The sequence below is a fragment of the Granulicella mallensis genome, assembly GCF_014203225.1.
GTDB lineage: Bacteria > Acidobacteriota > Terriglobia > Terriglobales > Acidobacteriaceae > Granulicella > Granulicella mallensis_A.
Genome location: NZ_JACHIO010000003.1, coordinates 48,500 through 71,946 on the forward strand (window position 1 = coordinate 48,500; position 23,447 = coordinate 71,946).

Genomic DNA, 23,447 nt, shown 5'->3' on the forward strand with positions numbered 1-23,447 from the left:
TCTCTGAGGCCCCCTGTCGCTTTTTCAAAGTAAATCAAGCTTGCATCTCTAAAATTCTTAGCCCATCATATACTATGCCCATCATATACTATGATGCGCCTAACCCTATACAGCACTTCAATTTGGCTCTATGCAGCGAAAAATGGCTCTGCGTATAAGAAGCTAACATTATGATGCGGTTTTGCTGTCTGCCGTTTACCGGCGGAACAAAAAAATACCTGGGCATGAGATGCCTTCTGCCGAATTTGGGAAGGCTTTGCCCTGTGGAAGCCCGGCATTCGGAACAATTCCCTGTCGGTTCAGCCGATGTTCATATGCCTCAATATTGCAGCCTTCTCCTGGAACCCTGCCACGGCGGGATGGTTGGAGCATGCCCGTAAAAGCTTAGGCGATGCAACACAATCGCTCTCGAGTCTGGATCACCGCTGCATTGCGCGGCGATACGGCAGCCCGGCAAGCAGGAGTTCACGCAACTCGATTGGCCTTCGAGGCCAAGACTTGACCAAGCCGGATTGAAGTGGCCTCAACCGTGCGATACATGATAGCGGCTAGAACGATCGTCACAACGAGATACGGAATCAACCAAACCACCGGTGTCGCCTTGTTGTAGAAGATGTATCCGAAGGCAAACAGAATGGGGGCGTGAATCAGGTATACGCTGTACGAAATCTTTCCCAAAAACAGGATCGGAGGCTGAAGCAGCCAGGAGTCAATTCGCTTGTTGATGAGCGCAAAGAGGATGATTCCTGAGGCTCCAATCGCGGTAAGACTATCCCAGGCGGCAGCCTCCCATCCCAGGTAATTCAATAAAGATGGGGTGTATGCATAGAGAAATACGCAAAACAAAAAGACAGACCAGTAGGTGGTTCGCTTTAGCTTATTCAAGCGGCCTTCGAGGTAAGGCCAGTATCTTGCAAGCAGAATGCCGAAGATAAACATCCCCGTATATCCCACGGTCTGCGAAAAGCTATACGCGTTCGGTGCAAATTTGTTCAAACCCAGATTGAGCAAGAAACATGTAAGAGCAATCAAGCCCCCGATTCTGGCCCGAAAGCGCAAAATCAGAGCGCAGACCAGTGGAAAGATCAAGGAGATACGCATCTCCTGCACCAGGGTCCAAAAGGATACGTTGTAGCGACCTGGATTGTAATTCCCCAGAAACAAGAGGTGCTGCGCAACATACTTCCATTGCGGAGGCTCCGTCCAGGCATTGTCTACCCAGGCACCATATTCGTGCAGTCCATGCCACTTCCAGCAACCCAGAAGAGCCACTCCCAGAGCAACAAGATATGGCAGCTAGATACGGCACACTCTCTTGATGAGATAGCCGCTATAGACCACACGCTTTCCAGCGACCTGAGGCAACGAAAGCACGAAGCCGCTCAGAACGAAGAACATCATGACGGAAGAGTGGCCCGCAATGAGAAGCCTAAATGGCAAGAGTTGGAGCAGGAAAGCAATATACCTGGAATGAGGCGTGAGTATCCAGAAGATATGCCAATGATGAAGAACAACGGCAAGGGCAGCCAATCCTCTGAGAGAATCCAGGCTATAGAAGTGCTTCTTCTGGTTGGTAGCCACTTCGCACGCCACTCCTGCGTTCCTCGAGTTTGATCAGAGTTATAAAGGGCTCTATCGCCTCAGTCCCGCAGATTTCAAAGCCACATAATACCTGCAGCTCTTAGATAGGGTGCTTCAACTCCCTACGTCCTGACCTCCTAAATTCTAACATTGTTCTCCCTAGCCATTCACGGATCCCGCGGCAAGGTTATTCACGGGCTGAGCAGGTTGTACCTCCTGGGTGCTCACGCTCTCGGTGATGAAGCGCTCTCGGATATTCCTGGGAAGACGACGAAGCAGTGGCTGCTCAACGAACAGATGGACACCGATACCAGCGAAAAGGGCTAAAAGGATCATGGCAGTGAATGGAATAGCCATCGGGACAGGATGACGCGCCCAGAGCGGATAGATCATCTTTGCAGTTGCGGACAGAACTGCGTAATGCACAAGATATAGCGAATATGACGCCTCTCCCAGGAGCAACAAAAACTTAGGAAATCGAAGTTTATGGGACCGCTCAAGGAGCATCAAGCCCAGCATGCCAATCGCGGTAAAAGTTCCAAAGAAAAGAGGTAAGTAAGAGTTAGGCGCTCGGTTGAAATCGTTATACATGCAACAAATAACAAACCCAAAAGCACCAACGATTGCAAACGTCAGGCCCCGACGGGAAACGTGTCCAACGGTCAAAGCGACAAGCAATCCAATGCCGAAAAGAAGGTGCAGTGGCGAGATATATACAAGTAGAAGTTGATTGCTTGGCGAAAGCAGCAAGGCCGCAACCGAAGCCAACATCCAGAGCATCAAAAGGACGATGCCCAGGAACCGTTTAATTAACAAAAAGCTGAAGACTGCATAAAACATGATCTCGTGATAAAGAGTCCAGGCAACCGGAATAATCGTTTCAGCCCCGGTGATGGGTATCAGCAGAAATGAGTTAAAAATGGCAGATGCCTTCCGCTCGAAGCCATTTCCCATCCCAGGAAGCGCAAAATACAAAGGAAGAAGCATCAGCAAAATAATCCAGTAAATCGGGTAGATTCTCCGAAATCGCTTCCACAAATAAGTACGCAACCGAGAAGGCTTGCCGATGTCGGACCGATGTGCGTGAAGAATGACGATTCCACTTAAAACGAAGAAAAAATCCACGCCACTGGAGCCAAAATGAAAGTAATACCGGGTTAAATGCCAATACTTAGCAAGAGAAAACAGGCCTTCACAGTGATAGAAGACCACCATAAGGGCTGCTAAGCCGCGACCGACCTGCAACGATTTGAATATCTTCACCTCGTTCCGGCCGGCACGGATCTTATCCATACGCGTATCATTTTTCGATGTCATAGAAGGGCATGCACTTAAGCTTTGTGTGCCTCAGGCGACATAGCAACGCGTCGCCCTCCAGCTTTTGCAGGGCCCGGAAATCTTCCCAATTTTAATCGGGAAGACATCAGCTTGGTCTGATGAATGTGCACATGATAGCATAAGATTGCTGCCTGCGGTGAGCGTAGACAAGCACCGATATGCCGCAATCTTTGCAGGTCCCGGAAAGAAGAACCAAACCAATTTTGAATGCGGAGACAAATAGACCGACCTCGGTCGTTGCTACCCCCCTGCGAACGCTTCCGCAGGGCTTGCAGCCTAGTCGAAACATCCCCTCTCTTGATGGATTAAGAGCGTTTTCAATTTTGCTGGTTATCTTTGCCCACTCCAGTTGGTACCTTCCAAGCTGGATCACGCAAAACTCCATCTTTCATTCGGTCATTGGAAATGGCTACCACGGTGTAGCGGTTTTTTTTGTCATCAGCGGATACCTCATAACGACTCTGCTTCTGCGCGAGTTTGACAAAACCAGAACCGTTTCCCTGAAACATTTTTACTTTCGCCGCACCTTGAGAATTTTCCCGCCGTTTTATTTCTTTCTGGGGATTATGGGAATTCTATGGGCAATCCATGTCATTCCGGAAGACCCGCGCAGTTTTATTGCATCATTGACCTATACCTGGGCCTATTATCCTGGAGCTCATGGTTACTTCATTACTCATACGTGGTCGTTAAGCATTGAGGAACAGTTTTACCTCATATGGCCGCTGCTGTTCGTATTCCTGCATCGCAGGAGCAAACTGATCGCGGCTAGCGCGCTATTCATAGTAGCAATGCCGTTTATTCGCGTTTTGTTCTATTTCATTTTGCCAAACCTGCGCGGCCATGAGTTCTATATGGTTCACGGGTGGATCGATACAATGATGGTCGGTTGTCTGCTTGCGCTTGTGAAACATCAAGGCAAATGGAAGGCGTGGCAGCAGCGCTACATAAATGGTTGGACGGTAAGCGCGATGGCAATCATCGCCTTCTACATCAACCCAGTTGTAACGGCTGCTCTTCCGAAAAGATCAAGTGGGATCTTTGCCCTTGGCATCAGCCCAACGGTTACAGCATTCTGTATCGGCGGAATCCTGATGTATCTCACAAGCACGGGAAACCCCTTGATTCTGAGGCTATTCAACAATCGTGCAATTCGTCATGTGGGTGTACTGTCATACAGCCTCTACCTATGGCAGCAGCTCTTTATGTCGCATCAATTTTCTTTCCTGCCATATGGCTATCTTTATGCATTCGCCATTGCGGAGTGCTCGTTCTGGCTTGTGGAAAAACCCTCTTTGCATCTGCGGGCAAAACTCGAAGCCACATGGTGGCCAATTCGAGAGCCAAGAGGATCGGATCGGGGCGCTGTACAAGAGGGGTAAAAGTAACCTCATAGGAGGTTACGCGCTGATGTCTTCCGCAAAGATACAATAGGAGACAGATGCAAGCCTTTGATTTTGGGTTCTCGGTCGCTATCTCCCTGGAAGTCCCCTATCTTTTTAGGCGAGGATCCGCATTCCTTGTTTGGAGCACACCTGATCGTGTCGATCCCAAAAGATTCAATTAGGCAAGCTTCCGAGGGTTCCATTCATCTGGATGCCCTTCGGGGTGCTGCAGCACTCATCGTCTTCGCAAATCATACGAGAGCTTTATATTTTTCCTCTTTACTGAAGCCGGCACAACCGACGCATGCTTTGGCTGTGCAGAGACCCTCGACTCAACAATCGATCGTCCCAGAAGGTTTTGGTGAAATCAAATTTGCCAGCGAAGCCGTGGTGATCTTTTTTGTACTCAGTGGTTATCTTGTTGGCGGAAGCGTGATTCGCTTGTTGCGAACTGCACGGTGGTCCTGGCGTGTGTACCTTACAAAGCGGATAACACGCTTATGGGTCGTTCTGATTCCGGCGATCCTGATTGGCGTAACACTGGATTATGTAGGCATCCATCTATTCGGCCCAGGTAGTGTCTATACGCAACCAGCGGGCATGGATCTTGGGGTTGCATTCAAGCTTTTTGAGCGGTTTCACCCCACTGTTTTGATAGGAAATGCACTCTTCCTTGAAGGGATTCTCGTTCCCTTCCCTGGAACAAACGCTTCGATCTGGAGCCTTGTAAACGAGTTTTGGTACTACCTCGCGTTTCCACTTGCAGCTCTGGCATTGGCTACGAAGAGACACTGGCTACAACGGCTGACATGGGGGATGGGAGCCTGTGCAATTTTCATATTCGTTGGCTGGCCTATTGCAATCTTGTTTCCAATCTGGGTTTTTGGAGCGTTGGCCAGTGTGCTGCCGAGGAAGCTTTCGTTGAAGCAGGCAAAGGGGCTCTCCTGGGCCTCTGGTGCCTTGCTATTGGCGGGCATGTTTGGGGTGCGTCTGCTCCCCGTTCGAGCAATTCAAGCCGAGTATATCGTTGGCTTGCTCACAAGCCTTTTGCTTTGGTGCGTTGTCCAGCAAACCTCGCCAGCCAAAGAGGGCCTCTACAAGACCATCGCAGGGTTCTTTTCACGTATCTCCTACACCTTATATCTCTTCCATCTACCCATGGCGGTTTTCCTTTGTGGCCTCTTGAACTCACCATGGCATGGGTGGGCATATACCCCCAAGAATGTGGCGCTGTATCTTGCCAGCGATACGGTGATCGTGATTCTGGTATATGGCTTATGGAGGTTATTCGAGTCAAACACAGATTTGATCCGCGCGAAGGTCTTTGAACGTGAGCGGAGGATGAGTTAAACGTTCTAGTAGCCGTTCGAATTGCCGTTGCTGCGCGCACAAGGGATAAGTTTGTCGTTCGGAGATTCCAGCTTGCATCTACAATTTAGATACGGACAGTATCAGGAGTTCAGGGCAATCTATGCTGGGCTCGACAAATAGAAGAATCAGGAATCGAACTTACATGGATCAGGTTAATGCACGCATCGAGAAGCTGCCATTCGGCCGCCCTACGGCCTTGGGCGTCTGGGTCACTGGCATCTGTTTTTTGATTCCTGCATTCTATTTATTTACGCATGGTCAGATGCGAATCCTGATCGCCTTCATGTTTTTCGGGGCGCTGCTCATGTCGTGGACGCTCAATAGGACTTTGGGGATAGCTGCAACCTTCACCTTCCTGCTGACCCTCGGCGATATCCGCCGCATCCTGGATATGATCGCACCAAGCTATCAAGGACTCGATCTCCTTCTATTGGTAGGACCGATCTTTGCCGTATATCTCGCGGTGCCCTTATTGATGCGATTGAAAGTCGCTGACACGATCTCAAAGGCGGTCCTGGCTCTGATGGCGCTCATGATCGTGGAGATATTCAATCCACGCCAAGGATCGATTATTGTTGGGGTGTCCGGAGCGTTGTTCTATGTAATTCCCATCTTATGGTTTTGGATTGCCAGGAACTATGCCACCGACCGAATGATGGATACGCTGATTTATCGCGTGTTTCTCCCCATTGGAATTCTGGACGGTCTGCTGGGTGTCGCACAGGCATACGTCGGCTTTTTCCCTTGGGAAAGAGACTGGGCCCTGAAGCTTGGGAATCAGTATCTCTATCACGCCGGACACATGCGCTCCTTTGGCTTCTCCACCGGCGCTTCTGAATTCGCGAGCACACTCCTGATTGCCAGTGTCTGTGTTTTGGCAGCAATCTTTGCAGGGAAACGGGCATACATTCTATTGCTGCCCATTCTATTAGCTGCATCCCTGCTGGCCTCTTCACGTGGCTTGATTGTCAAGCTTCTCTTCGCAGGCGCAATGATATGGGCAGTTCGCAGCAAGGGTGGCAAGAACTGGTTACCGAGGTTCATCTTTGCTCTCGTTGTCGGCCTTGGCCTTACGTACTATTCCGCCTCCCATGCCGGCGGCGACGAGCCTCGCTCCGCTCAAAGCGATACAGCAAGCACTGCTCAAATCGCAACGGCACATGTTACCCAGGGACTCGCCGATCCCGGACATTCCACGGCTGGTCTCCATTGGCAGATCTTTGTTGGAGGCATCGTAAAAGGATTTACCTATCCCATTGGAACAGGAATTGGTGCCATTACTCTAGGCGCCGGGAAATTCGCGGCAGGCGGGGCAACCATGGGATCTTCAGAGGTAGACATCAGCGATGCCTTTATCACAATGGGTTTCTTTGGAGGCTTTCTCTACCTCTTCATCATCTATATGGTCTTTCGTCTTGCATTCTTCTATATCCGAGAAGGATCACTCAGCATGAGTCTTACCTATATGGGACTTTTCGCAGCGCTCATTGGTGCGTGGTTAGCCTTGGGGCAATATTCGACAGCTCCCTTTATTTGGTTTTGCATTGGGTCTCTTGTCCGTAAGCAGTCACTCTTGCAATCCGCTGGTTTCCAGTCCAAGAGCAGTAATGTAAAAGCACTGAAGAACGTCACTGCAAGCAGAGTTTAACGCTTGCAACTCACTCAAACGGGCTACGGCATCTCGAATCAAATCATATTCTTGATAGTCGCTCATCTGTGAACTAGTATGAGGACAGATCGCACCTATTTCTTTATGGCTAAACCTGGTGAGAAGGTTCGCTTCACTGATACGACGGCTTCCGTCTTGCTTGATCTGGTGCGGGGTCTGGCAGCATTGCTTGTGCTATCCGTTCATCTACGGAATATGCTCTTCGTTGATTATCCAGAAGCCATTCAGCACGGAGCCTCTAAACTATTAGTCATTCCCTATGTGCTTAGCTCTGGGGGACATCAGGCTGTCGTTATCTTTTTTGTGCTCAGCGGCTATCTGGTCGGTGGAAGCGTAATGCGTTTACTGCGACAAAGACAGTGGCAATGGAGATCGTATTTGCTCCATCGCATCGTACGCTTATGGATCGTCTTACTTCCCGGCCTTCTTCTTTGTTTTCTACTCGATTCAATCGGCCTTCGATCGCATAGCTTGCTATATCACGGAATTATTCCGAACTATGAGACCGGCGATATCTCTCAGCTACATACGATCAAGATTTTCGTTGGCAACCTGTTTTTTCTTCAACCGATGTGGGTGCCGACCTACGGATCGGATGGATCTCTCTGGAGCCTTTCATACGAATTCTGGTACTACCTTCTTTTTCCTCTCGGCCTTATCGCCATTCGTAGAGAGTTTTCATGGAGGACCAGATGCGCATGCCTTATCGGCTTCATCGCTTCTTCCTGGTTTGTGCGAATTCACATCCTCCCACTATTCCCAATATGGCTTTTTGGGGTAGCGTTGACGATGGTTCCAGCTCCACGCCTGGGATTGGCTGTTCGCTGGATGGCGGCAGCACTCTACATGCCGCTTATTTTCGTTTTCTCTCGAAAAGCCATCTGGTCACTCTTAGTTCAGGATTACATTTTTGCTATCGTCAGTGCTCTGTTTCTTTGGATTATGCTTTCAGCAAAAGATGAGGCAGATAAATCGGGATACTTCACCCGAGGGTCACGTGGACTGTCCCGCTTCTCTTACACCCTCTATGTGGCTCACCTGCCTTTCTTATTGCTTGCAGCCTCTTTACTGATAGGGACCCAGCGGTGGCTCCCAGATGTCAGGCACATTGCTGAAGCATTAGGCTTACTTGTGGTGGCACTGATTTATTCCTATGGCATTGCGGCGGTCACTGAATACAAGACAGAGGTATTTCGTCACTGGCTAGAACGCAACCTGGGAATCTTTTCAGCTCCTAAGGCACATGCTCCAAGCCTGCTGCGACAAGAAGTGTTACCTGGAAAAGACAAATCATAGCGATGCAATCGCCTTAGCTCTCTTGTGCATAGGGCGTGCCATCAAACCATTCTTGAAGCGAAATTGAGCTATGCAGTCAGTTTGTTGACATGCCCTAGGACTCGCTAGCGGTTTACCTCAATATCAGGAGAATCGCTTTTTGAGATTCAGGATGGGGGCTTCGAAATAATGATAGCTCAATATTGCAGCCCCTAAAGTTATAGCTAATGAGGAGATAACCACAATAGCTCCACCTAAAAGATCTGAGTGTACAAGCCGCTGGATCGGATGTACCGCCTGAACGAGGAAGACAAACAAAAGACCGTGGTATATATAAAGCCCATAGCTGTAGCGCCCGAAGAAGCGAAGAAATCTAAGGCGGCCAATCCGAGCGATCCAGCCTCTTCCCTGTTGTGCAAAAAATACTAAGCACGCGAAACAGACCGCCACAACGGTATAGCCGAAGGTCGCAAGAACCTGGTTTCCGTGCGTAGTGAATCTCATACTTATAAGCACAATGAGGGTGGTTAAGCTTGAGACGACAAATACTCTCTTGACTGGGATGCGTTCCGGCAACGGCCCTCTAACCAATAGTGCAGCGATTCCTCCGCAGACCAGCGTGTCAATCCGCGTAGGCAATAGAGGGAAGATGTGAAAAAAAGTGACTCCACGATAGACAAGAATGATGCGCAGTATAAGAGCGGCCAGCATGATTGCTACCGAGACTTGCAACAGCCTCCTTCGGTCTCGGACATGCCAGACGATAAATGGCCAAACCAAATAAAACTGCTCTTCCACTGCCAGCGTCCAAAAATGTCCGACCATCATCTTTGGCCCCGGAGAGGCAAGTCCCGGGGTAAAGAGGGGCATCATATTGGAAAGATAAAAAAAGTAGAGAAGATGCCCAGGTTTCCAGTGAAGCTGGAGAACGGGTGTTAAAAGCAGAAATAGCAGCAGAACACCGTAATATAGAGGAAAGATTCTTAGCGAACGTCGTGCATAGAAGTTTTTGACCCGATTAGGCTTATGTGCGGTATCGTAAAGGATTCCTGTAATAAGAAACCCGGAAAGCACGAAAAAGAGATCAACCCCCATCCACCCCGTATCCGCGATGCCAGACCAGATTTGAATCAGCCAATTTGAACTCTTGCTACCACCTCCGAAGTGGTAGCAAAACACAGCCAGTATCGCGATTCCACGCAAACCATCCAGCGCCGGGTAGTGACGGCTTGATTCCCCCTTGAATTTACTCCGGGATGATTCTTGCTGATCAAGCTGAGAAACTTGCATTTCACCTCTCTTGCGCCATGCTGACCTTTGCTACAAGCAGGCATGCCGTCGATTGAGAGAAGCCGGGTCTTGCTGGCTAACTCGATAAGTCTGTCCCATTAGTTGGCGAGAGTACCAAAGCCACAGGAGCAGGTTCTGCAAACGTATCGCACACACGGAAATGCGTCACATTTGCAAGACTGCGCTCCCTCCAAATGACTGGAGCTGCAATTATTTTATAACTGCTACATCCACACCAGCACTGAGCGCACTTGCGGTAGCTGAAGGAAGAGCATACTGGAGGAACCGCTTGAAACCGCTATGTGGCATAACCAGAACATCTGAGGCCTGTAGTACCAGATTGGGGGCGGCATTTTTTACTACCTGGTTAAAGTCGACAGGGATCGTTTCCGTTCCAGTTGCCGTCTTACGGATGATTGTGGCTTTGGAAGCCGAGGCTGTGACCGTCCATCCACGACACAGCGCCAGGATATTAAGCAGACTTAAGTCGCGGCCCAGCGGAATAGAATACGCCCCAGGCGCATTCACGTCACCAATGACATAAACAAAATCCGCCTGAGCTACGACGATAGTATCTCCTGGAAAGACCGGAGTGGAATTCTGAACTGCAGAATAATTGGTTGACCTAACCTGTATCACAAGCGGATGAGTTGGATCGCTATGGTGAGTAATCGTAATCGTCGAACCCTCATTCTGGGTAGGTCCCCCCGCGAAAGATAGTGCTTCGTAGAGCGTATGAGGCCCAAAGAGCGGATAAGTGCCGGGAGCACGGACTTCTCCCATCAGAGTGATGCCCTGCGTTGCAAATTGAAAGATCTGAACGGTTACATGAGGATCAAGCATGATCTGCCCGTCACGGAGACGCTTTTCAATGGCACGCGCCGCCTGATTAGAGTTGAGGCCAGCAACCTCTAATTGGCCTCCGACGGGCAAGTCCACCCTGCCCTCCTGATCGACACGAAGCCTCCCCGATAGCTCTATAGTATTGAACACCGTCACATCGACAACGTCGCCTGCACCCAGGACAAGCTGGCCAGTCTCCGTTACATTCGGGCCATAGGGGGCGAGTCTATCCGGAGTGGCCGATTGCGCGTGGCTTGACTGTACGCCTGGGCCGATCAGAAGCAACCCAAGGCAAAGCAACAACGTTGGGATGCCCGCCGTCCGGAGCCAATCATTTTTTGATTGACCGCAGGTTTCTATCAGCTCAGTTGTAATATCCACTACCGTAGCCTCCGTAATAGCCCGTTTGAGTGACAGCCATGTCGTTGATAACCACGCCCGCCACCTGGGCGTTTGTGTGTCGCAGAACATCGCGAATGCGCTTGAGTGCACCAAGCGGTGTCATGTTATAGCGGGTAACAAGAATGAGTGCATCCGCCCAGCTTGCAAGGGGCAAGCTATCGCTCACAATCAGCAAAGGAGCTGAGTCGACGATGATGTAATCAAATTCCTGCTCCCATTGTTGCAGGAGCGAGTAGAACTTATTAGAGCCGAGAGCTTCCGAAGGAAGGGCAACCTTCTTTCCGGCAGTCAACAGAAAGAGATTATCAAGGTCCGGAAGAGGATTGGTGAAGGGCTCGGCAGTATTATCTCCAAGAATCAGATTACTGAGACCGCGCTTGTTCTCGACACCAAATTTACTGTGTAGGGCTGGGCGCCGAAGATCAGCGTCTACCAGCAAAACTCGAGCACCTTTCTGCGCCAGTACTACCCCATAATTGGCCGTTGTGGAGCTTTTACCTTCTCCCGGGATGGTGCTGCTAACTAACAACATCTTCGCTGGCCTATCAATCGAAGACAACAGAAGCGCATTACGCAGGTTACGAAAAGCTTCTGCATTTACGGACAACGGGCTGTTATAAGCCACCAACATCTGAGACGCATCGAAAGCAGGGGCAGCGCCTTTGTCGTCTGTCTTTTGTGCTACCGAGATATGAGGAATAATTGCAAGCAGTTGATACCCCAAGGCACGCTCGATCTGATCCACGCTCTGCAGCTTGTCCGATAAGGCTTCCCTAAGGAAGGCTGAACCTACCCCGGCAAAAAGTCCCAGAACCAAACCGAAACTCAGAATGACCAATTTCTTGGGTTCGACAGGAATCAATGGGGCCCGGGCTGTATCTACGCGCATGGTGTTGACGCTTTGCAATCCAGCATCGACTCCCGCCTGCTGAAGCTTGTATTGCAACGTATTGTAGAGCTCCCTGCTGGAGCTTCCCTCCGCGTATAACACTGCGAATTCTGCCGCTTTCCGATTGAGGGCGTAGGCCTTATCGGTCTGTTCATCGTATTGCTGCTGCAGTGAGTTCTGAATCGCAACAGCAGTGTCGTACTCCTGCTTCAAGCGATTCTTCACGATGGAACTCTGGCGCTCGAGCTCTGCATCAGTTTTTTGCATCTGGGTTTTGACTTCAGCAAGCGGCGGATAGTTTTGCCCGAACTTAGTCGAAAGTTGTACATATTGACCGTATAAAGTTCCCTGCTGCGCTTGTAGTGCTGTCAAATTGGAACTTGGGAACATGGCTGCCAGGACTGCCGTATTTCCGTTCTCAGCGGCGCGCATCTGCGCTTCTTTGACGATCCGATCCCCCTGAGCCACGGTCAAGCGATTATTCAACTGGCTGAGACGATCGGTCACCGTAGAGGCAGAGGGCGTTGGTGATTCTCCCCCGCCATCCTTGCTGGATCCGGAACTGCCCCCACCCAGCATGAGAATGTTGTTCTTTTCCTGGAAGTCAGCTAACTTCTTCTGCGCTTCGGAAGCGCGTTCACGGAGAGAATCCATCTCGCTGGACAGCCACTTCGTGACCTGAGTGACCGAACCATAACGACTATCGAAGGTCTGACGGAGATAGGCCTCAATCAAGCGGTTAGCGAGGAGTGCTGCTACCTGCGGATTCGGGTTACGGAATGAGATTGTTACCAATTGCGTGCTCGGCACCTGAAGCACATTGATCTGCGATTTGAAATGACTGAGCATCTCTTCTTGCGCCGGCGAGAGAGAGGTCGCTCCAATAGGAATCGCTAATTGCTTTGCGTTGGGGCCGGCGTACTGCCGGAACTCCTCCTCCGAAAGAGAGTGCATGGTGTCAATGGCAACAGCATCGCTCTTGATGATGGCCATCTCCGTGGCAATCATCTCCGCGGAGTCCGCCTGAGTACCCGTTAAATCGGCAAGACCGAGCGAGCCAATACGGCCTGGATCGATTCGGATGCTGGCCGTAGCCTCATAAATCGGAGTTACGGATTTAACGTACACGACTGCAACAACCGTGCCGATCACGATGCAGACAAGAATGAACCATTTATGCCTGCCAAGCATTTGGGCGATGTCGCCGAGAGACAAGGCTGAAGCTGAATCCGCCTCCGCGAGGGAACGCTGATCGAGCTTCCCCTCTGTGTCCGGCTGCGTTGTTTGAACCCTCATCTGCCGATCTCCGTTCCCTTTTGCCAGTTATTGTTTTTTAACTCAACTTCAACACGAGAAAAGCCATCAAGCGGTTTGGGACGACTGTCTCGATGGAGACGTGCTCCTCTATCTTTTCCCCAATGTTTACGGGACGAACACCATTCGCTTCTTGTGAAAACGCTAGTGTACGCCCCTGCGTTTTCCTGTAGAAGCAGCATTGCGGTATTCTCGGATGCAATCCTGGATTTAAACCGACTCGATACAACTCTGCCTAATAAGCCACCAAGGAGTCCCTGCCCACACAGCCTCGTACGCATACAGGTTTGACGATCCAACCATGGAGACATTGCTCCATGCCATGCAGGACAGTGTCCCCGATGGGAAGGGTGCATCTGGCAATTGTCTATAGCAGTCTTCAAGAGGCAGGGGTCACTCACAGGCATTTGGTCTGAGATCACACACTATAAAGAAGTAGATAGGCTGCCAACGCCACGTGCACAAACTCTTTGATCTTAGAGGATTGTACCATTTTGGGAGAGCCAAGTCGTTGACTGTGAACGTACAGAGGGGACAGCACACCTCTTCATGCAGGATCCCTCTTATTCATGGGTTTGACATCAGACGTATGGCTGGTAGTAGGCTGTGAAGTTTGGCAAAGCATCTTCACATTCTGATGCCTAAATATCGCACTTCGTTGGCGCGCCCTCTCTTAAATCTTGACCCTCCATTCTGACCTGCATGGGCCGGATCAGTGCAGGATAAAATCACGTGATTTAAAGCTCACCGATTACGGTCGAGATGCCTTGAAACAAGGCATCAAGTGAGAACATCTCTGCCCTGCGGCGTCCGTCCCGAGAGAGCCGTTCTGTCGCGGCGGGATCGGACAGGAGCCTTTCGATTGCTGTATACAGCTCGGAGATCGAACCGGGGGTGACAAGCATTCCGCTTTCTTCCTCTTGGATAATTTCGATGGCTCCGCCTGCGCGGGTTGCGATAACAGGCTTTCGGGCGAGCATTCCCTCCACAATCACCAATCCGAATGGCTCGGGAGATGTGGAAGCGTGGACGATGATATCCATGGCCTGCATCAGCGCGGGGATGTCTCTTCGAAAACCGAGGAAGTGAACTCTGCCTGCAATATCCGGCTGATTTGCCCTAAGCTTCAGACCTTCCGCATAGGCGCTTTCACCAAAGAGAGCGTCTCCGATTAGAACGGCATGCGCTCCCGGAATGGCACTGATAGCTTCCAGAAGGATGTGCTGCCCTTTCCATGGAGAGAGACGTCCAAAGATCCCGATCATGGGGCTGGACTCCGAGCCGATCTCCCTCCGAAGCGCTGCGATTGCCTCAGGGGTAATGCTATCGAACGGCCGAGGATCGATTCCGTCATGTACGACTCTTACTTTGTGACGATGGCCTCCAGCCGCCACGAAGGATTCTGCCGTCGCATGGGAGTTGGCAATGATAACCGAGGCATACCGATTGCCGGCAAAAATCGCAAGCTTTCGAAGAATCGGGCTGAAATGTTCGGCGGTAAGGATGTCGCGCAGATGCCAGATGAGAGGTTGTCCGCGACGTTTAGAGAGAGCCGCGAGCAGAAAGGCCTTCTGCGAATTGGCGTATAGAAGATCGAAGCCCGCAGCTAACCTCGCAAGCCGTCTGCGGAGAGAGGCAAATGCCGGCAGAGCCGAAAGAATGGACTTCACCCCCGACTCTCGCCGCACCCCTTTAAGCGTATCTAAAGCAAACACGTCAACAGGAATGCCGCACTCCTCTATCAGAGGGCGAAAAGGACCGTCCTCAAAGAGGACAACATGTGCACCTTCGGAGTGGGCTCGGAGCCAGGGAAGGATCGCTAGCTCTCCTCCTCCGAGCTGGCCAGTTTGATCGACATAAAGAATCTTCATCCCATCGCCTCGTCATACACATGGCGGACCCGCTCTGCGATGTGTGGCCAGGAATAGCCATTGGCAGCGTAGGCACGGCAAGCATCCTCCGTCGGGACCGGCCGGGCCCCTCGAAGCGCCTCCCCGAGGACGCTTGCGATCTCCACCGAAGAGGTTCCACTGAAGACACATTCAGGAGCGAAGGGCTGGACGATTTCGGGTAACCCACCAACAGGAGTGACATAGACGGGTGTGCCTGCAGCAAGCGATTCGAGAGTGATCAGACCGAAGCCTTCGAGCGACTGCGATGGAACGATGGTCATATCTGCGGCACGGTAGGCCGTTGGCAGATCAGCATCGTCAATGCGGCCCAGCAGGCGGACGCTATCTTCCAAGCCAAGTTCAGCGATTAGGCTTTTCAGCTCACCGGAGATAGAACCAGAGCCACCCAGCAGCAAGAGGAGATCCGGTTGCTGCTGGACGAGCAGTTTCGCCGCATGAATGAGGTCTTCAAGCCCCATACGGCGGACTTGTCGGCGGATGGAGAGAAGAATTGGACGGTCGTTCGGCCATCCCAGGCGCTGCCTTGCCTCGGCACGGCTGAGCGTCATATTGAAGCGTTCGATATCGATTCCACCAGGGACGACTCGGATGAGTTCCTCGGCAACACCGTATCGCCGAACCAGTTCCTGCTGAAAGGAACGAGAAAGAACAATGAAACGTTTTGCCCGGGAATAGACCACATTCTCTACTGCTTGCTTAAAACGGGCATTCAGTTTTGCCGCGCCTTCAGCACCACTCTCCCCTGCCCAGGGGCCATGAAAATGCACTACGGTCGGGACTTTCCGCAACCGGTCAGCGATGGGAAGGGCGTAAAGCGCAAAGTGTGCAGCGATGAGATCAATTTGACCTCTGTCGATCTGAGCCAGTGCCGCCTTTCGAGCAGACCGTAATCGCTCCAGTATTGGAGCATCTGGACGGGCGAACGCAACGACAGTACCGCCAGTCGATTCAGCTATCCGAGGGGAGCCGACGACAAGCCCATGGGCCGTCGTACCGGTAGCCGGAAGATGCCGAAGCAGTTCGAAATAGTAGCGAGCCAGGCCACCTTCCTTCTCCTCGATCCAATCGTCGCCTGTCTGCAGCGTTCTCATCGTGGCTAGGGTCATTTCTTCTCCTGAGAATTGGCCGCATCGTCCATCGATAGATGCCCGGCAGAAGCCGCTTGTCTCCGCTTTTCGAGGAGTTCCTCGTAGACATCGAGATAACCTGCAGCGGTCTGTGACCATTGCATATTCAACGCCTGCTCACGCGCTGCCGCGCCCATGCTCTTGCGCTTCTCTGGGAAACGAACCAGCTCTTCCATGATCGCCGCAAGCGCCGAGGCATCATTGGGATCGTCGAATACTTTGCCTCCCGCGTGAATGTAGTCAGCCGCACCAAAATTGCCGGAGACAACCACCGGAAGCCCGGAAGCCAAAGCCTCAAGCAATACCAGAGGATGTGCTTCGTAGCGCGATGGAAAGACAAAGAAATCGACGGAGCGCATCAGCGAGGCAATCTTCGACGTCTTGCCAATAAAGTGAACGCGATCGCTCACGTTCAACTCTGCTGCAATAGCCGGATAGGGGCTTCCTTCCACCTTGCCTGCAACCACCAGATGAAGCTCGGGTACAGACTGCATGGCTTTCAGAACAGTCTCAAGATTTTTGCGTGTCGTCTTGATATCTCCAACGAAAAGCGCAAGTGGAATCTCTTCCGACAGACCAAACTCCGACCTGACAGCAGAACCAGGGTGAAACTCTTCTACATCTACGCCGTTGTGGACGACAACGATCTTCTCTTGCGAGATTCCATACTCGGCGACTTCTCCAGCCGTAAACCGGGAAACAGCGATCAGCTTATCTGCGCTCCTGAACGCCTTCTTCTCATAGTGCCCGTTGATGATCGTGATCAAGCGCTGATAGTAGGCATAGGGGGAAAAGGAAGACCAGTGAAACGGAAAGAACGGATTCCTGAGCCATGCACTGTGCACGAAATGCACGGCTACGATATCGGCAGGCTCCCAGGTGACGAAACCGTTCGCCTGGATAATATCGAATTCGTCGCGATGATGCCGGAGCCAACGCGCGCTCTTCTCGGCGAAGTAGATATTGCGGAGAAGTTGCGTAGGAATCGGAATCTCACGCGCGCAGATAAAACGTCCACGAGGATGGTTCGCGATCTCTGAGGAACAATACTCCGCGATCACCGTTACGCTATGTCCACGGTCAAGTGCCGCCTTAGCGATCTCATAGTTCACGCGTCCCTGGCCGTCCTGAAAATCCACCTTGTGGGTTACGAGAGCGATGCGCATTACGGCTTTGAACCTTCCTGCTTAGAAGCATTCCGAATGGTCGTTACAAATCGTGAAGCGAGATATCCCTGATCGTACTTTTCACGCACGGCAGCGGCCCCCTGCAAGGCAAGTTTTCGGGTCCGATTGGGGTCTTCTGCTAATTCCAGCATAGCCTTGCCGAGCTCCGCGATGTTGGCTTCAGGCACGATAAGGCCTCCCCCTGTATCGCGGAGGACATTGCCAATCTCTCCCGACTCGGTGCCAATCACCGCGGTCTCGCAGGCATTGGCCTCGAGAATGACCCTGCCAAATTGTTCTTTCCAGTTCGAGCGAGTCTCCGATGCAAGGACGAGCACGTCGAAGAGCGAAAGCCACCCAGGTGCTTCCTCGTGGGGAACAAAACCGGCAAAAAAAACATGGTCTGTCATTCCGAGTTTTGCAACAGTGGCACTAAGCTCGGGCTCATACGGTCCGCTCCCTACCAGAACGCAGCGCCAGCGCCTGCCCTGAAGCACCTGTGCCGCATGCAGCATAGCCTGAAGGCCTTTCTCTTCTACCAATCGACCGAGATAGCCGATGACAAACTCATCTTCAGCGATACCCAACTCAACACGCTTGGCCTGGGCCCAAACCGGTTCCGGGTGATAGATGCCCTTATCCAGGGCGAGAGGCAAAACCTCGGCGATTCCCTTGTAGCCCTTCTGCTTGACGACTTCGAGCGCACCCTCGGTCACAGGAAAACAGAAAGCAGAGTTTTGCAGCACCCAATGTTCAAGCCAGCGGAAAGGAATGGGATAGTGCTTGAGAATATTCTGGGCACCATAGAAACCAATAGGACGATTGTCCACCAACCTGTTAGCCAGGTAGATCTGGGCAGTCGCGAGTCCGTAGGGTTCGTGGTGGACATAAATCACATCCGGGCGCACCTTGCGTAGCAAACCAATCATCGTCTGCTTGTAGACATGGAGAGGAATGTTGCCAGCTTTCCAGACAGGAATGGTGTGAATCTGCCCTTGAAAATCCTTCCACCGCGAGGCCTGCAGGTTCGACTTATATTCGCTATTCCACGAGGACGGAATGACCAGTTCGACATTCCATCCGGTTTGCTGGACTACATCGACAAAAAAACTTTGGTTAACTGGCGTCACACAAGCGTGACTAATGACAAGGAGTTTCAACGGTTACATCCTTTGATGAAGCAAAGCCCAGCCTCTGATCTCAACCATGTGATTCGAAAGCTCCGAACAGACACGAACCAAAAGGGGCGGATAGTAATAATTGATGCAAGGTGCATCCCAAACGTCTCCTTTCGAAAGAGCTGAGGATAGAAAAATCAGGAAGCCATTAAGCCGCGAAACAGATCGAGATAGCGCGCAGCGATAAAGGCAGGTTGGAACTTCTCCAAGTGCTCAGGACCTGCGGAGATCAGGCTTGCACGAAGTGCAGGATCCGTAAGCACCTGTTCAAGCGCCGAGGCCAGGGCCTTTACGTCTCCGTTAGGGAAATAGAGACCGCAGGGGCCAACCGCGTCTGGAAGCCCCCCTTGCGAAGAGGAGACGAGAGCACATCCTGAGGCCACACCTTCGAGGGCAACGACTCCGAAGGGTTCAGCCCACACTGAAGGTACAGCCATGATCCGATGCCGCGCGACAATCTCTCCCCTGCCCTCCTGTACGGCTCCCAGGAACTCGACCTGCGCCGTAAGACCAAGTTGCACGGTAAGTGCTTTCAGAGTGGACATCTCAGGACCATCCCCAATGACCGTCAAAGATGGAGTGAGCCCCTTCGGCTTTAATTCCGCAAGCGCATGAAGGAGAAGATCACACCCTTTATCGGAGACGAGTCGGCCAAGGAACACGATATCTCTATCGCGCGGGGTGTCTCGCCGCCCCTCAAAAGCCTTCGCCTCGAAGGGATTTCCGATGACTACTGAGTCGACGGGCAAAGACTTTGCAATAGCCTTGCTGATGGATACGTTGTGGCAAGCGCGCAGAGCGAGAAGCTTGGCATAGTTCTCAAGGCCTCGCGTTCCATCCGTTCTCCTGAGCCAGCTCTGATGCGTCACCACGATCGGCTTCCTGCTCGGGATGAGCGAGATGAGGGTACGAAGGGAGATGAGATTCTGCAGGATGACATCGGAATCTCGCGCAAGGCCACGAAGCTTCGTATGGGAGGGTTGCCGCACAACGGTGTAGACAAGACCCTCTTCGGGGCCAGGTGTGTTCGTTACGACGGTTACCGTCGCCCCAGCCCGGGTAAACTCTTCTGCCAGGATCTTGGAAATGGTTTCAACACCACCAAAGCTGGGAGAAAACCAATGAGAGCAAAGAAGGATTCGCATCACAGTTACCTTTTTCTATATCAAGCAACGGGTACCCTCATGAGCGAGCTTCGATGGGGCAAGTTGATGCAGCAAACGGGGATCACCACCCACGGCATGAACATGCCTTATTAGAGTGATTTCGCTTCCTTGCCACGATCTTATTCAAAAATTATAGCGTACCGGCGAAAACCGCAGCACAAGGCGTGCGGGCGCACGGCTCTACAGATTATCCGAAGATATACTTTGCGACGCTCTCTGCTGCTGACCATGAATTGCGGGCTTGGTAATTGTTGTAGACCGTGGCTGACAGCCGATCCAGGGGCGGCAGATTAGGTTTGACCACTCCACGGCTCAGGGCGATGTAATCTTCGCCGGAAACCAGGCCGGGACATGAAAGCTCCTTCTTCTGGTTGTCGAAGACAAATGGAATCGTTCCATGAGCACAGCTAACGGCATGCACAGAAGACTTAGGGAGAAGCGGCACAGGATAGGTGATGAAGCTGGCCACAGATTTCGCCATCCATTGGTTTACAGCATCTGCTTCGAGACGGCCACAGCGAATGATCGGAAACCCCTCAATATCGGACGTGGTATCGCCGGGGATGGGCTCTCCAATATCGATGATCCTTTCAGCGCCAATCAAACGGCAGAGCGATGCCAGCACATCGCTGCCACGCTTATAGTTCGCTTTGCGCTGGGCGCCTCGTCCAAAGACGATTACGTCATTGCGCCTCTCTGCAAAGGGAGGATTCGAGCTGGGCTCCCCTATGGTCGAGAAATTGGGAATCAAGGACACCCTTCCCGAGCCCCACTTTTCCAAGTCATGCCGATAAAATTCAGCATTGGTGTATTGAAAGCGACCGAGCCTGGAGATATGGCTGATCAGGTTGCGCTGCAGCGGAGACACCCAGAAAGCGCTGCTCCAGGGACGCAAACTGTGCACCTCCAACTCGTGGAAGACGATGTTCAGCGTCTCCGGCCGATGCTCTTGCCAGCCTTCCAGTGTTCTCTGCAGCCAGAGGGGATAGCCGCGCTTTTGATATCCATACGGTGAGAAATGCAGAAGCAATGGAACGGATTTGGACTGGACATGCTGCTCGCATCGGAGCACTGCATCCAGAAAGCCCTGAGGGGATCGTGCATCCACCTTAGTGGCATAGAAGCCTTCTACTTCCCCACCCTGCCAGTCTGGATCTGCAACAACAAAGCTGCTGGTGATCTGGTGTCTTTCTCGGAGACGTCTTGCGAGTTGCATGGCGTAATCGCCAATCCCATCAACTCTCGGAAGAAGCCCGGGAACAATCTGAATGAGATTCATTGAGGTGATTGTATATGAGTCGTGCTCTATCGAATCGATGGAACGCGACTCTCGGACGCAGGCATCACACATCTCGATTTACTCAAAAAGAGCATTTACTTTAATCCTGATTTCTATTCAACGCTTTGCGAAGAACGATTTCGCAATTAGTAGGAGATGATAGATACCTCGTGCGCTAAATCGTTTGCGTAGCGGATAATCAGAGGATTGAAAGACCTGCCAGGCTCGCTTGGGCTGGCCAAGCTGGGTAAAACCCGAGACTGCGCTGGGTGCAATCTCACGTCTAGCCTCTCCAAGCATCGACGCAGCTGCAGAAGGCACGCGCAATGCGGCCAGCATGTTGTAGGTATAGGGCGCAACGATGGCGTATTTACTGATGGATTCGCCGGTGAGTCGATACTGCATGGTGAACTCGTCCAGAAACCAAATATCCCGGGCCGCCGCACACAGACGCAAACCAAAGTCGGTGTCACAGGCGTGGCCAATCTCTTCCATTGAACGATAACCGATCGTGCGGGCAAGCTCTGTCGTAACGAGAAAACCGTCGTTGGGAAACATACGCTGCAGGCCTGCAACAACCGGAATCGACTGTCTGCCGGCGTTTGCAGCAACACGATGGTAACCATCATTCAGAGCTTTCGTTCGCTCCTCCACAGTGGGGCGCCCATCATGTTCGATTAGAATTTGCTTGCCAAAGGCGGCATCCAATGTGGGCAGGTCTTCCCAAAGCTTCGCCAAATTCGCAAGAGCATTCGGCAGCAGCCGATCATCGTCATGCAGGAGGAGTAGTCGACTTCCCTGCGCCCGGGCAAAAAGGTCGTTGACGTTGCGGTTCTGTCCTAGCGACGGAACATGACGCTCATAGCGGATACGGCCGGGATGTGCACTCTCATAACGAGCTATCAATTGCTCGGTGTCTACATCTTGAGAATCGTCACCGATAACAATTTCGAACTGAGCATAAGTTTGAGCAAAACAGGATTCTAGCGCCTCAGCCAGTAAACCGGGGCGCTGGTAAGTCGGAATACAAATAGATATCAGTGGGAGTAGGAGGTTATCCGACAAGTTTAACTGATTGTCCGCCATCAAAAACATCCCATCTCTGAAGCTTATGAGCAATACAGAGGTCGATCATAAAGACCAAGGTGTAAGCTCTTCCGGAAACAGCCCGAGTATACCGTACAGATCGAATAAGCCCGATAACAATCGAGACCATATGGGGAAATATAGAGCTACTTTGGCCTACCTAAAAGCAAGCGATTCAGGGGTGTAAAGGCAAGCAAATCAGCGAAGAGGCGCTCATCCTTCATCCTCGTCTCTGATAGAAGCGACTCAGGAAGGCAGCTAATGGAACCAGCCAGCGGTGTCGGCGAATCCTTGCAGCCGATTCCACTTGAATCGGTGCACCCGCAAGTTCCCAATATAACCGCGCACCTCGATCCGGCTTTTCACCTGAAACGAGGAGATCTAACAGCACCCTGCGTCGCCACGGCTTTCTGAGATAAGCATGGACAGTAAGCCACTCTCCACGCTCAAAAGCCATGCCATCGGGTCCCACCCAGGAGACCGGATGCGTTGTCAGATAGGTGGCCAGCGTAAACCCATCTTGACCGGGACGATGAAACAGGTCCGTACGTGCAGGAGTTCTCATCCCTTCAATCGCACCAAAATCCCGGCGGATGGCATTCATGACCTCATCCCAAAGCCGAAGAAAAGACCGCATCTCGCGTGATACGCCAACCAATCCGCTGTTGAAATAAGCGTTGATCTCATTCCAGTGCGTGTAGCCAAGCTCTGACGCGTAGGCCCTCCAGCCAAGAGCAAGCGGATGACTTGGATTGAAAGGGTATCCGACATCCTCACAGGCGGCAATTCCAAAGGCTAACCATCGTTCAAAGAACGCCCATGCTCCCACCACAAACATGTCCGGATCGAAATAGTACACGCCCTGCGCATCCGGCTCGAATTCCTCTAGCACACGAAGCATCCATGTTGGCTTGTATTGAGCAAAGTGAAGATCGGTCGGCACTTTAACAAAAACAACCTCCACACCCGATCCTGTGGAAAATGTATAGGTATCTGCCTGGGTAACGCCGCCAGCGGCCCACTCGGGCAGATCTCCCTTATACCCAGTCCATACACGTCCACGATAACCGAAGCGGACCAATGAATTGACCAGCGTAGCAACCCCTTTATGGTGGTCCTTCTCCCATAGCGTGCAAACAGTGATCGGTGATACGGATGCGGCTGACATTCGATGG

General features: G+C 51.8%; 16 protein-coding genes and 1 pseudogene. 4 read left to right on the forward strand and 13 right to left on the reverse strand.

Annotated elements, in window-relative coordinates; genetic code table 11:
* Positions 1 to 465: 465 nt before the first annotated feature.
* Together HDF15_RS03585 and HDF15_RS03595 are read right to left on the reverse strand one after the other, a co-directional pair.
* Positions 466 to 1,593: pseudogene (locus HDF15_RS03585) on the reverse strand (acyltransferase family protein).
* Between the two features lie 147 nt (positions 1,594 to 1,740).
* On the reverse strand, positions 1,741 to 2,874 hold the full coding sequence (locus tag HDF15_RS03595; RefSeq protein WP_184252899.1) for an acyltransferase: 1,134 nt from the start codon (positions 2,872 to 2,874) through the stop codon (positions 1,741 to 1,743).
* A 203-nt stretch (positions 2,875 to 3,077) separates the two neighbouring features.
* On the opposite strand from HDF15_RS03595, the gene HDF15_RS03600 reads away from it, so the two are divergent.
* The 4 genes from HDF15_RS03600 to HDF15_RS03615 all read left to right on the forward strand — a co-directional run bounded on the left by HDF15_RS03600 (position 3,078) and on the right by HDF15_RS03615 (position 8,640).
* Positions 3,078 to 4,301 (forward strand): acyltransferase, encoded by a 1,224-nt coding sequence (locus HDF15_RS03600; RefSeq protein ID WP_184252900.1) that lies wholly within the window; start codon positions 3,078 to 3,080, stop codon positions 4,299 to 4,301.
* Between the two features lie 159 nt (positions 4,302 to 4,460).
* Entirely contained in the window at positions 4,461 to 5,654 is a 1,194-nt protein-coding gene (locus tag HDF15_RS03605; RefSeq protein WP_184252901.1) for an acyltransferase, read from the forward strand.
* A 163-nt stretch (positions 5,655 to 5,817) separates the two neighbouring features.
* The gene (locus HDF15_RS03610) at positions 5,818 to 7,323 is read left to right on the forward strand and encodes a hypothetical protein (protein ID WP_184252902.1); all 1,506 of its coding nucleotides are present in this window, start codon (positions 5,818 to 5,820) and stop codon (positions 7,321 to 7,323) included.
* A 78-nt stretch (positions 7,324 to 7,401) separates the two neighbouring features.
* Positions 7,402 to 8,640 (forward strand): acyltransferase, encoded by a 1,239-nt coding sequence (locus tag HDF15_RS03615; protein ID WP_184252903.1) that lies wholly within the window; start codon positions 7,402 to 7,404, stop codon positions 8,638 to 8,640.
* Positions 8,641 to 8,763: 123 nt separating this feature from the next.
* Here the strand turns inward: HDF15_RS03615 and HDF15_RS03620 are convergent, their stop codons facing one another.
* The 11 genes from HDF15_RS03620 to HDF15_RS03670 all read right to left on the reverse strand — a co-directional run bounded on the left by HDF15_RS03620 (position 8,764) and on the right by HDF15_RS03670 (position 23,440).
* Positions 8,764 to 9,909, reverse strand: a complete 1,146-nt coding sequence (locus HDF15_RS03620; RefSeq protein WP_184252904.1) for an acyltransferase — start codon at positions 9,907 to 9,909, stop codon at positions 8,764 to 8,766.
* Between the two features lie 210 nt (positions 9,910 to 10,119).
* The gene (locus tag HDF15_RS03625; RefSeq protein ID WP_014265756.1) at positions 10,120 to 11,133 is read right to left on the reverse strand and encodes a polysaccharide biosynthesis/export family protein; all 1,014 of its coding nucleotides are present in this window, start codon (positions 11,131 to 11,133) and stop codon (positions 10,120 to 10,122) included.
* Positions 11,117 to 13,339, reverse strand: coding sequence for a polysaccharide biosynthesis tyrosine autokinase (locus HDF15_RS03630; RefSeq protein ID WP_184252905.1), 2,223 nt, complete (start codon positions 13,337 to 13,339; stop codon positions 11,117 to 11,119). The genes HDF15_RS03625 and HDF15_RS03630 overlap by 17 nt, the downstream gene beginning before the upstream one ends.
* A 755-nt stretch (positions 13,340 to 14,094) precedes the next feature.
* Positions 14,095 to 15,228 carry a glycosyltransferase family 4 protein gene (locus tag HDF15_RS03635; protein WP_184252906.1) on the reverse strand — a complete coding sequence of 378 codons (1,134 nt, stop codon included), beginning with the start codon at positions 15,226 to 15,228 and terminating at the stop codon, positions 14,095 to 14,097.
* On the reverse strand, positions 15,225 to 16,376 hold the full coding sequence (locus HDF15_RS03640) for a glycosyltransferase family 4 protein (protein WP_221314264.1): 1,152 nt from the start codon (positions 16,374 to 16,376) through the stop codon (positions 15,225 to 15,227). Before HDF15_RS03640 ends, HDF15_RS03635 begins: the two co-directional genes overlap by 4 nt.
* Positions 16,373 to 17,563 carry a glycosyltransferase family 4 protein gene (locus HDF15_RS03645; RefSeq protein ID WP_184252907.1) on the reverse strand — a complete coding sequence of 397 codons (1,191 nt, stop codon included), beginning with the start codon at positions 17,561 to 17,563 and terminating at the stop codon, positions 16,373 to 16,375. The genes HDF15_RS03640 and HDF15_RS03645 overlap by 4 nt, the downstream gene beginning before the upstream one ends.
* The gene (locus tag HDF15_RS03650; protein ID WP_184252908.1) at positions 17,563 to 18,723 is read right to left on the reverse strand and encodes a glycosyltransferase family 4 protein; all 1,161 of its coding nucleotides are present in this window, start codon (positions 18,721 to 18,723) and stop codon (positions 17,563 to 17,565) included. The genes HDF15_RS03645 and HDF15_RS03650 overlap by 1 nt, the downstream gene beginning before the upstream one ends.
* A 155-nt stretch (positions 18,724 to 18,878) precedes the next feature.
* Entirely contained in the window at positions 18,879 to 19,886 is a 1,008-nt protein-coding gene (locus tag HDF15_RS03655) for a glycosyltransferase family 4 protein (RefSeq protein ID WP_184252909.1), read from the reverse strand.
* 208 nt (positions 19,887 to 20,094) lie between these two features.
* Positions 20,095 to 21,123: a hypothetical protein gene (locus HDF15_RS03660; RefSeq protein ID WP_184252910.1), complete on the reverse strand. Its 1,029-nt coding sequence runs from the start codon at positions 21,121 to 21,123 to the stop codon at positions 20,095 to 20,097.
* 180 nt (positions 21,124 to 21,303) lie between these two features.
* Positions 21,304 to 22,281: a glycosyltransferase gene (locus HDF15_RS03665; RefSeq protein ID WP_184252911.1), complete on the reverse strand. Its 978-nt coding sequence runs from the start codon at positions 22,279 to 22,281 to the stop codon at positions 21,304 to 21,306.
* A gap of 211 nt (positions 22,282 to 22,492) precedes the next feature.
* Positions 22,493 to 23,440, reverse strand: coding sequence for a hypothetical protein (locus HDF15_RS03670; RefSeq protein WP_184252912.1), 948 nt, complete (start codon positions 23,438 to 23,440; stop codon positions 22,493 to 22,495).
* Between the last annotated feature and the right edge of the window lie 7 nt (positions 23,441 to 23,447).

Excerpts from the sequence above, each read along its gene's own strand:
- HDF15_RS03620 (WP_184252904.1), bottom strand. The coding sequence starts at position 9,909 with ATGCAAGTTTCTCAGCTTGATCAGCAAGAATCATCCCGGAGTAAATTC.
- HDF15_RS03645 (WP_184252907.1), bottom strand. The coding sequence starts at position 17,563 with ATGCGCATCGCTCTCGTAACCCACAAGGTGGATTTTCAGGACGGCCAG.
- HDF15_RS03640 (WP_221314264.1), bottom strand. The coding sequence starts at position 16,376 with ATGACCCTAGCCACGATGAGAACGCTGCAGACAGGCGACGATTGGATC.
- HDF15_RS03635 (WP_184252906.1), bottom strand. The coding sequence starts at position 15,228 with ATGAAGATTCTTTATGTCGATCAAACTGGCCAGCTCGGAGGAGGAGAG.
- HDF15_RS03655 (WP_184252909.1), bottom strand. The coding sequence starts at position 19,886 with ATGCGAATCCTTCTTTGCTCTCATTGGTTTTCTCCCAGCTTTGGTGGT.
- HDF15_RS03610 (WP_184252902.1), top strand. The coding sequence starts at position 5,818 with ATGGATCAGGTTAATGCACGCATCGAGAAGCTGCCATTCGGCCGCCCT.
- HDF15_RS03595 (WP_184252899.1), bottom strand. The coding sequence starts at position 2,874 with ATGGATAAGATCCGTGCCGGCCGGAACGAGGTGAAGATATTCAAATCG.
- HDF15_RS03660 (WP_184252910.1), bottom strand. The coding sequence starts at position 21,123 with ATGCAACTCGCAAGACGTCTCCGAGAAAGACACCAGATCACCAGCAGC.
- HDF15_RS03665 (WP_184252911.1), bottom strand. The coding sequence starts at position 22,281 with ATGTTTTTGATGGCGGACAATCAGTTAAACTTGTCGGATAACCTCCTA.
- HDF15_RS03615 (WP_184252903.1), top strand. The coding sequence starts at position 7,402 with ATGAGGACAGATCGCACCTATTTCTTTATGGCTAAACCTGGTGAGAAG.
- HDF15_RS03600 (WP_184252900.1), top strand. The coding sequence starts at position 3,078 with ATGCCGCAATCTTTGCAGGTCCCGGAAAGAAGAACCAAACCAATTTTG.
- HDF15_RS03670 (WP_184252912.1), bottom strand. The coding sequence starts at position 23,440 with ATGTCAGCCGCATCCGTATCACCGATCACTGTTTGCACGCTATGGGAG.
- HDF15_RS03630 (WP_184252905.1), bottom strand. The coding sequence starts at position 13,339 with ATGAGGGTTCAAACAACGCAGCCGGACACAGAGGGGAAGCTCGATCAG.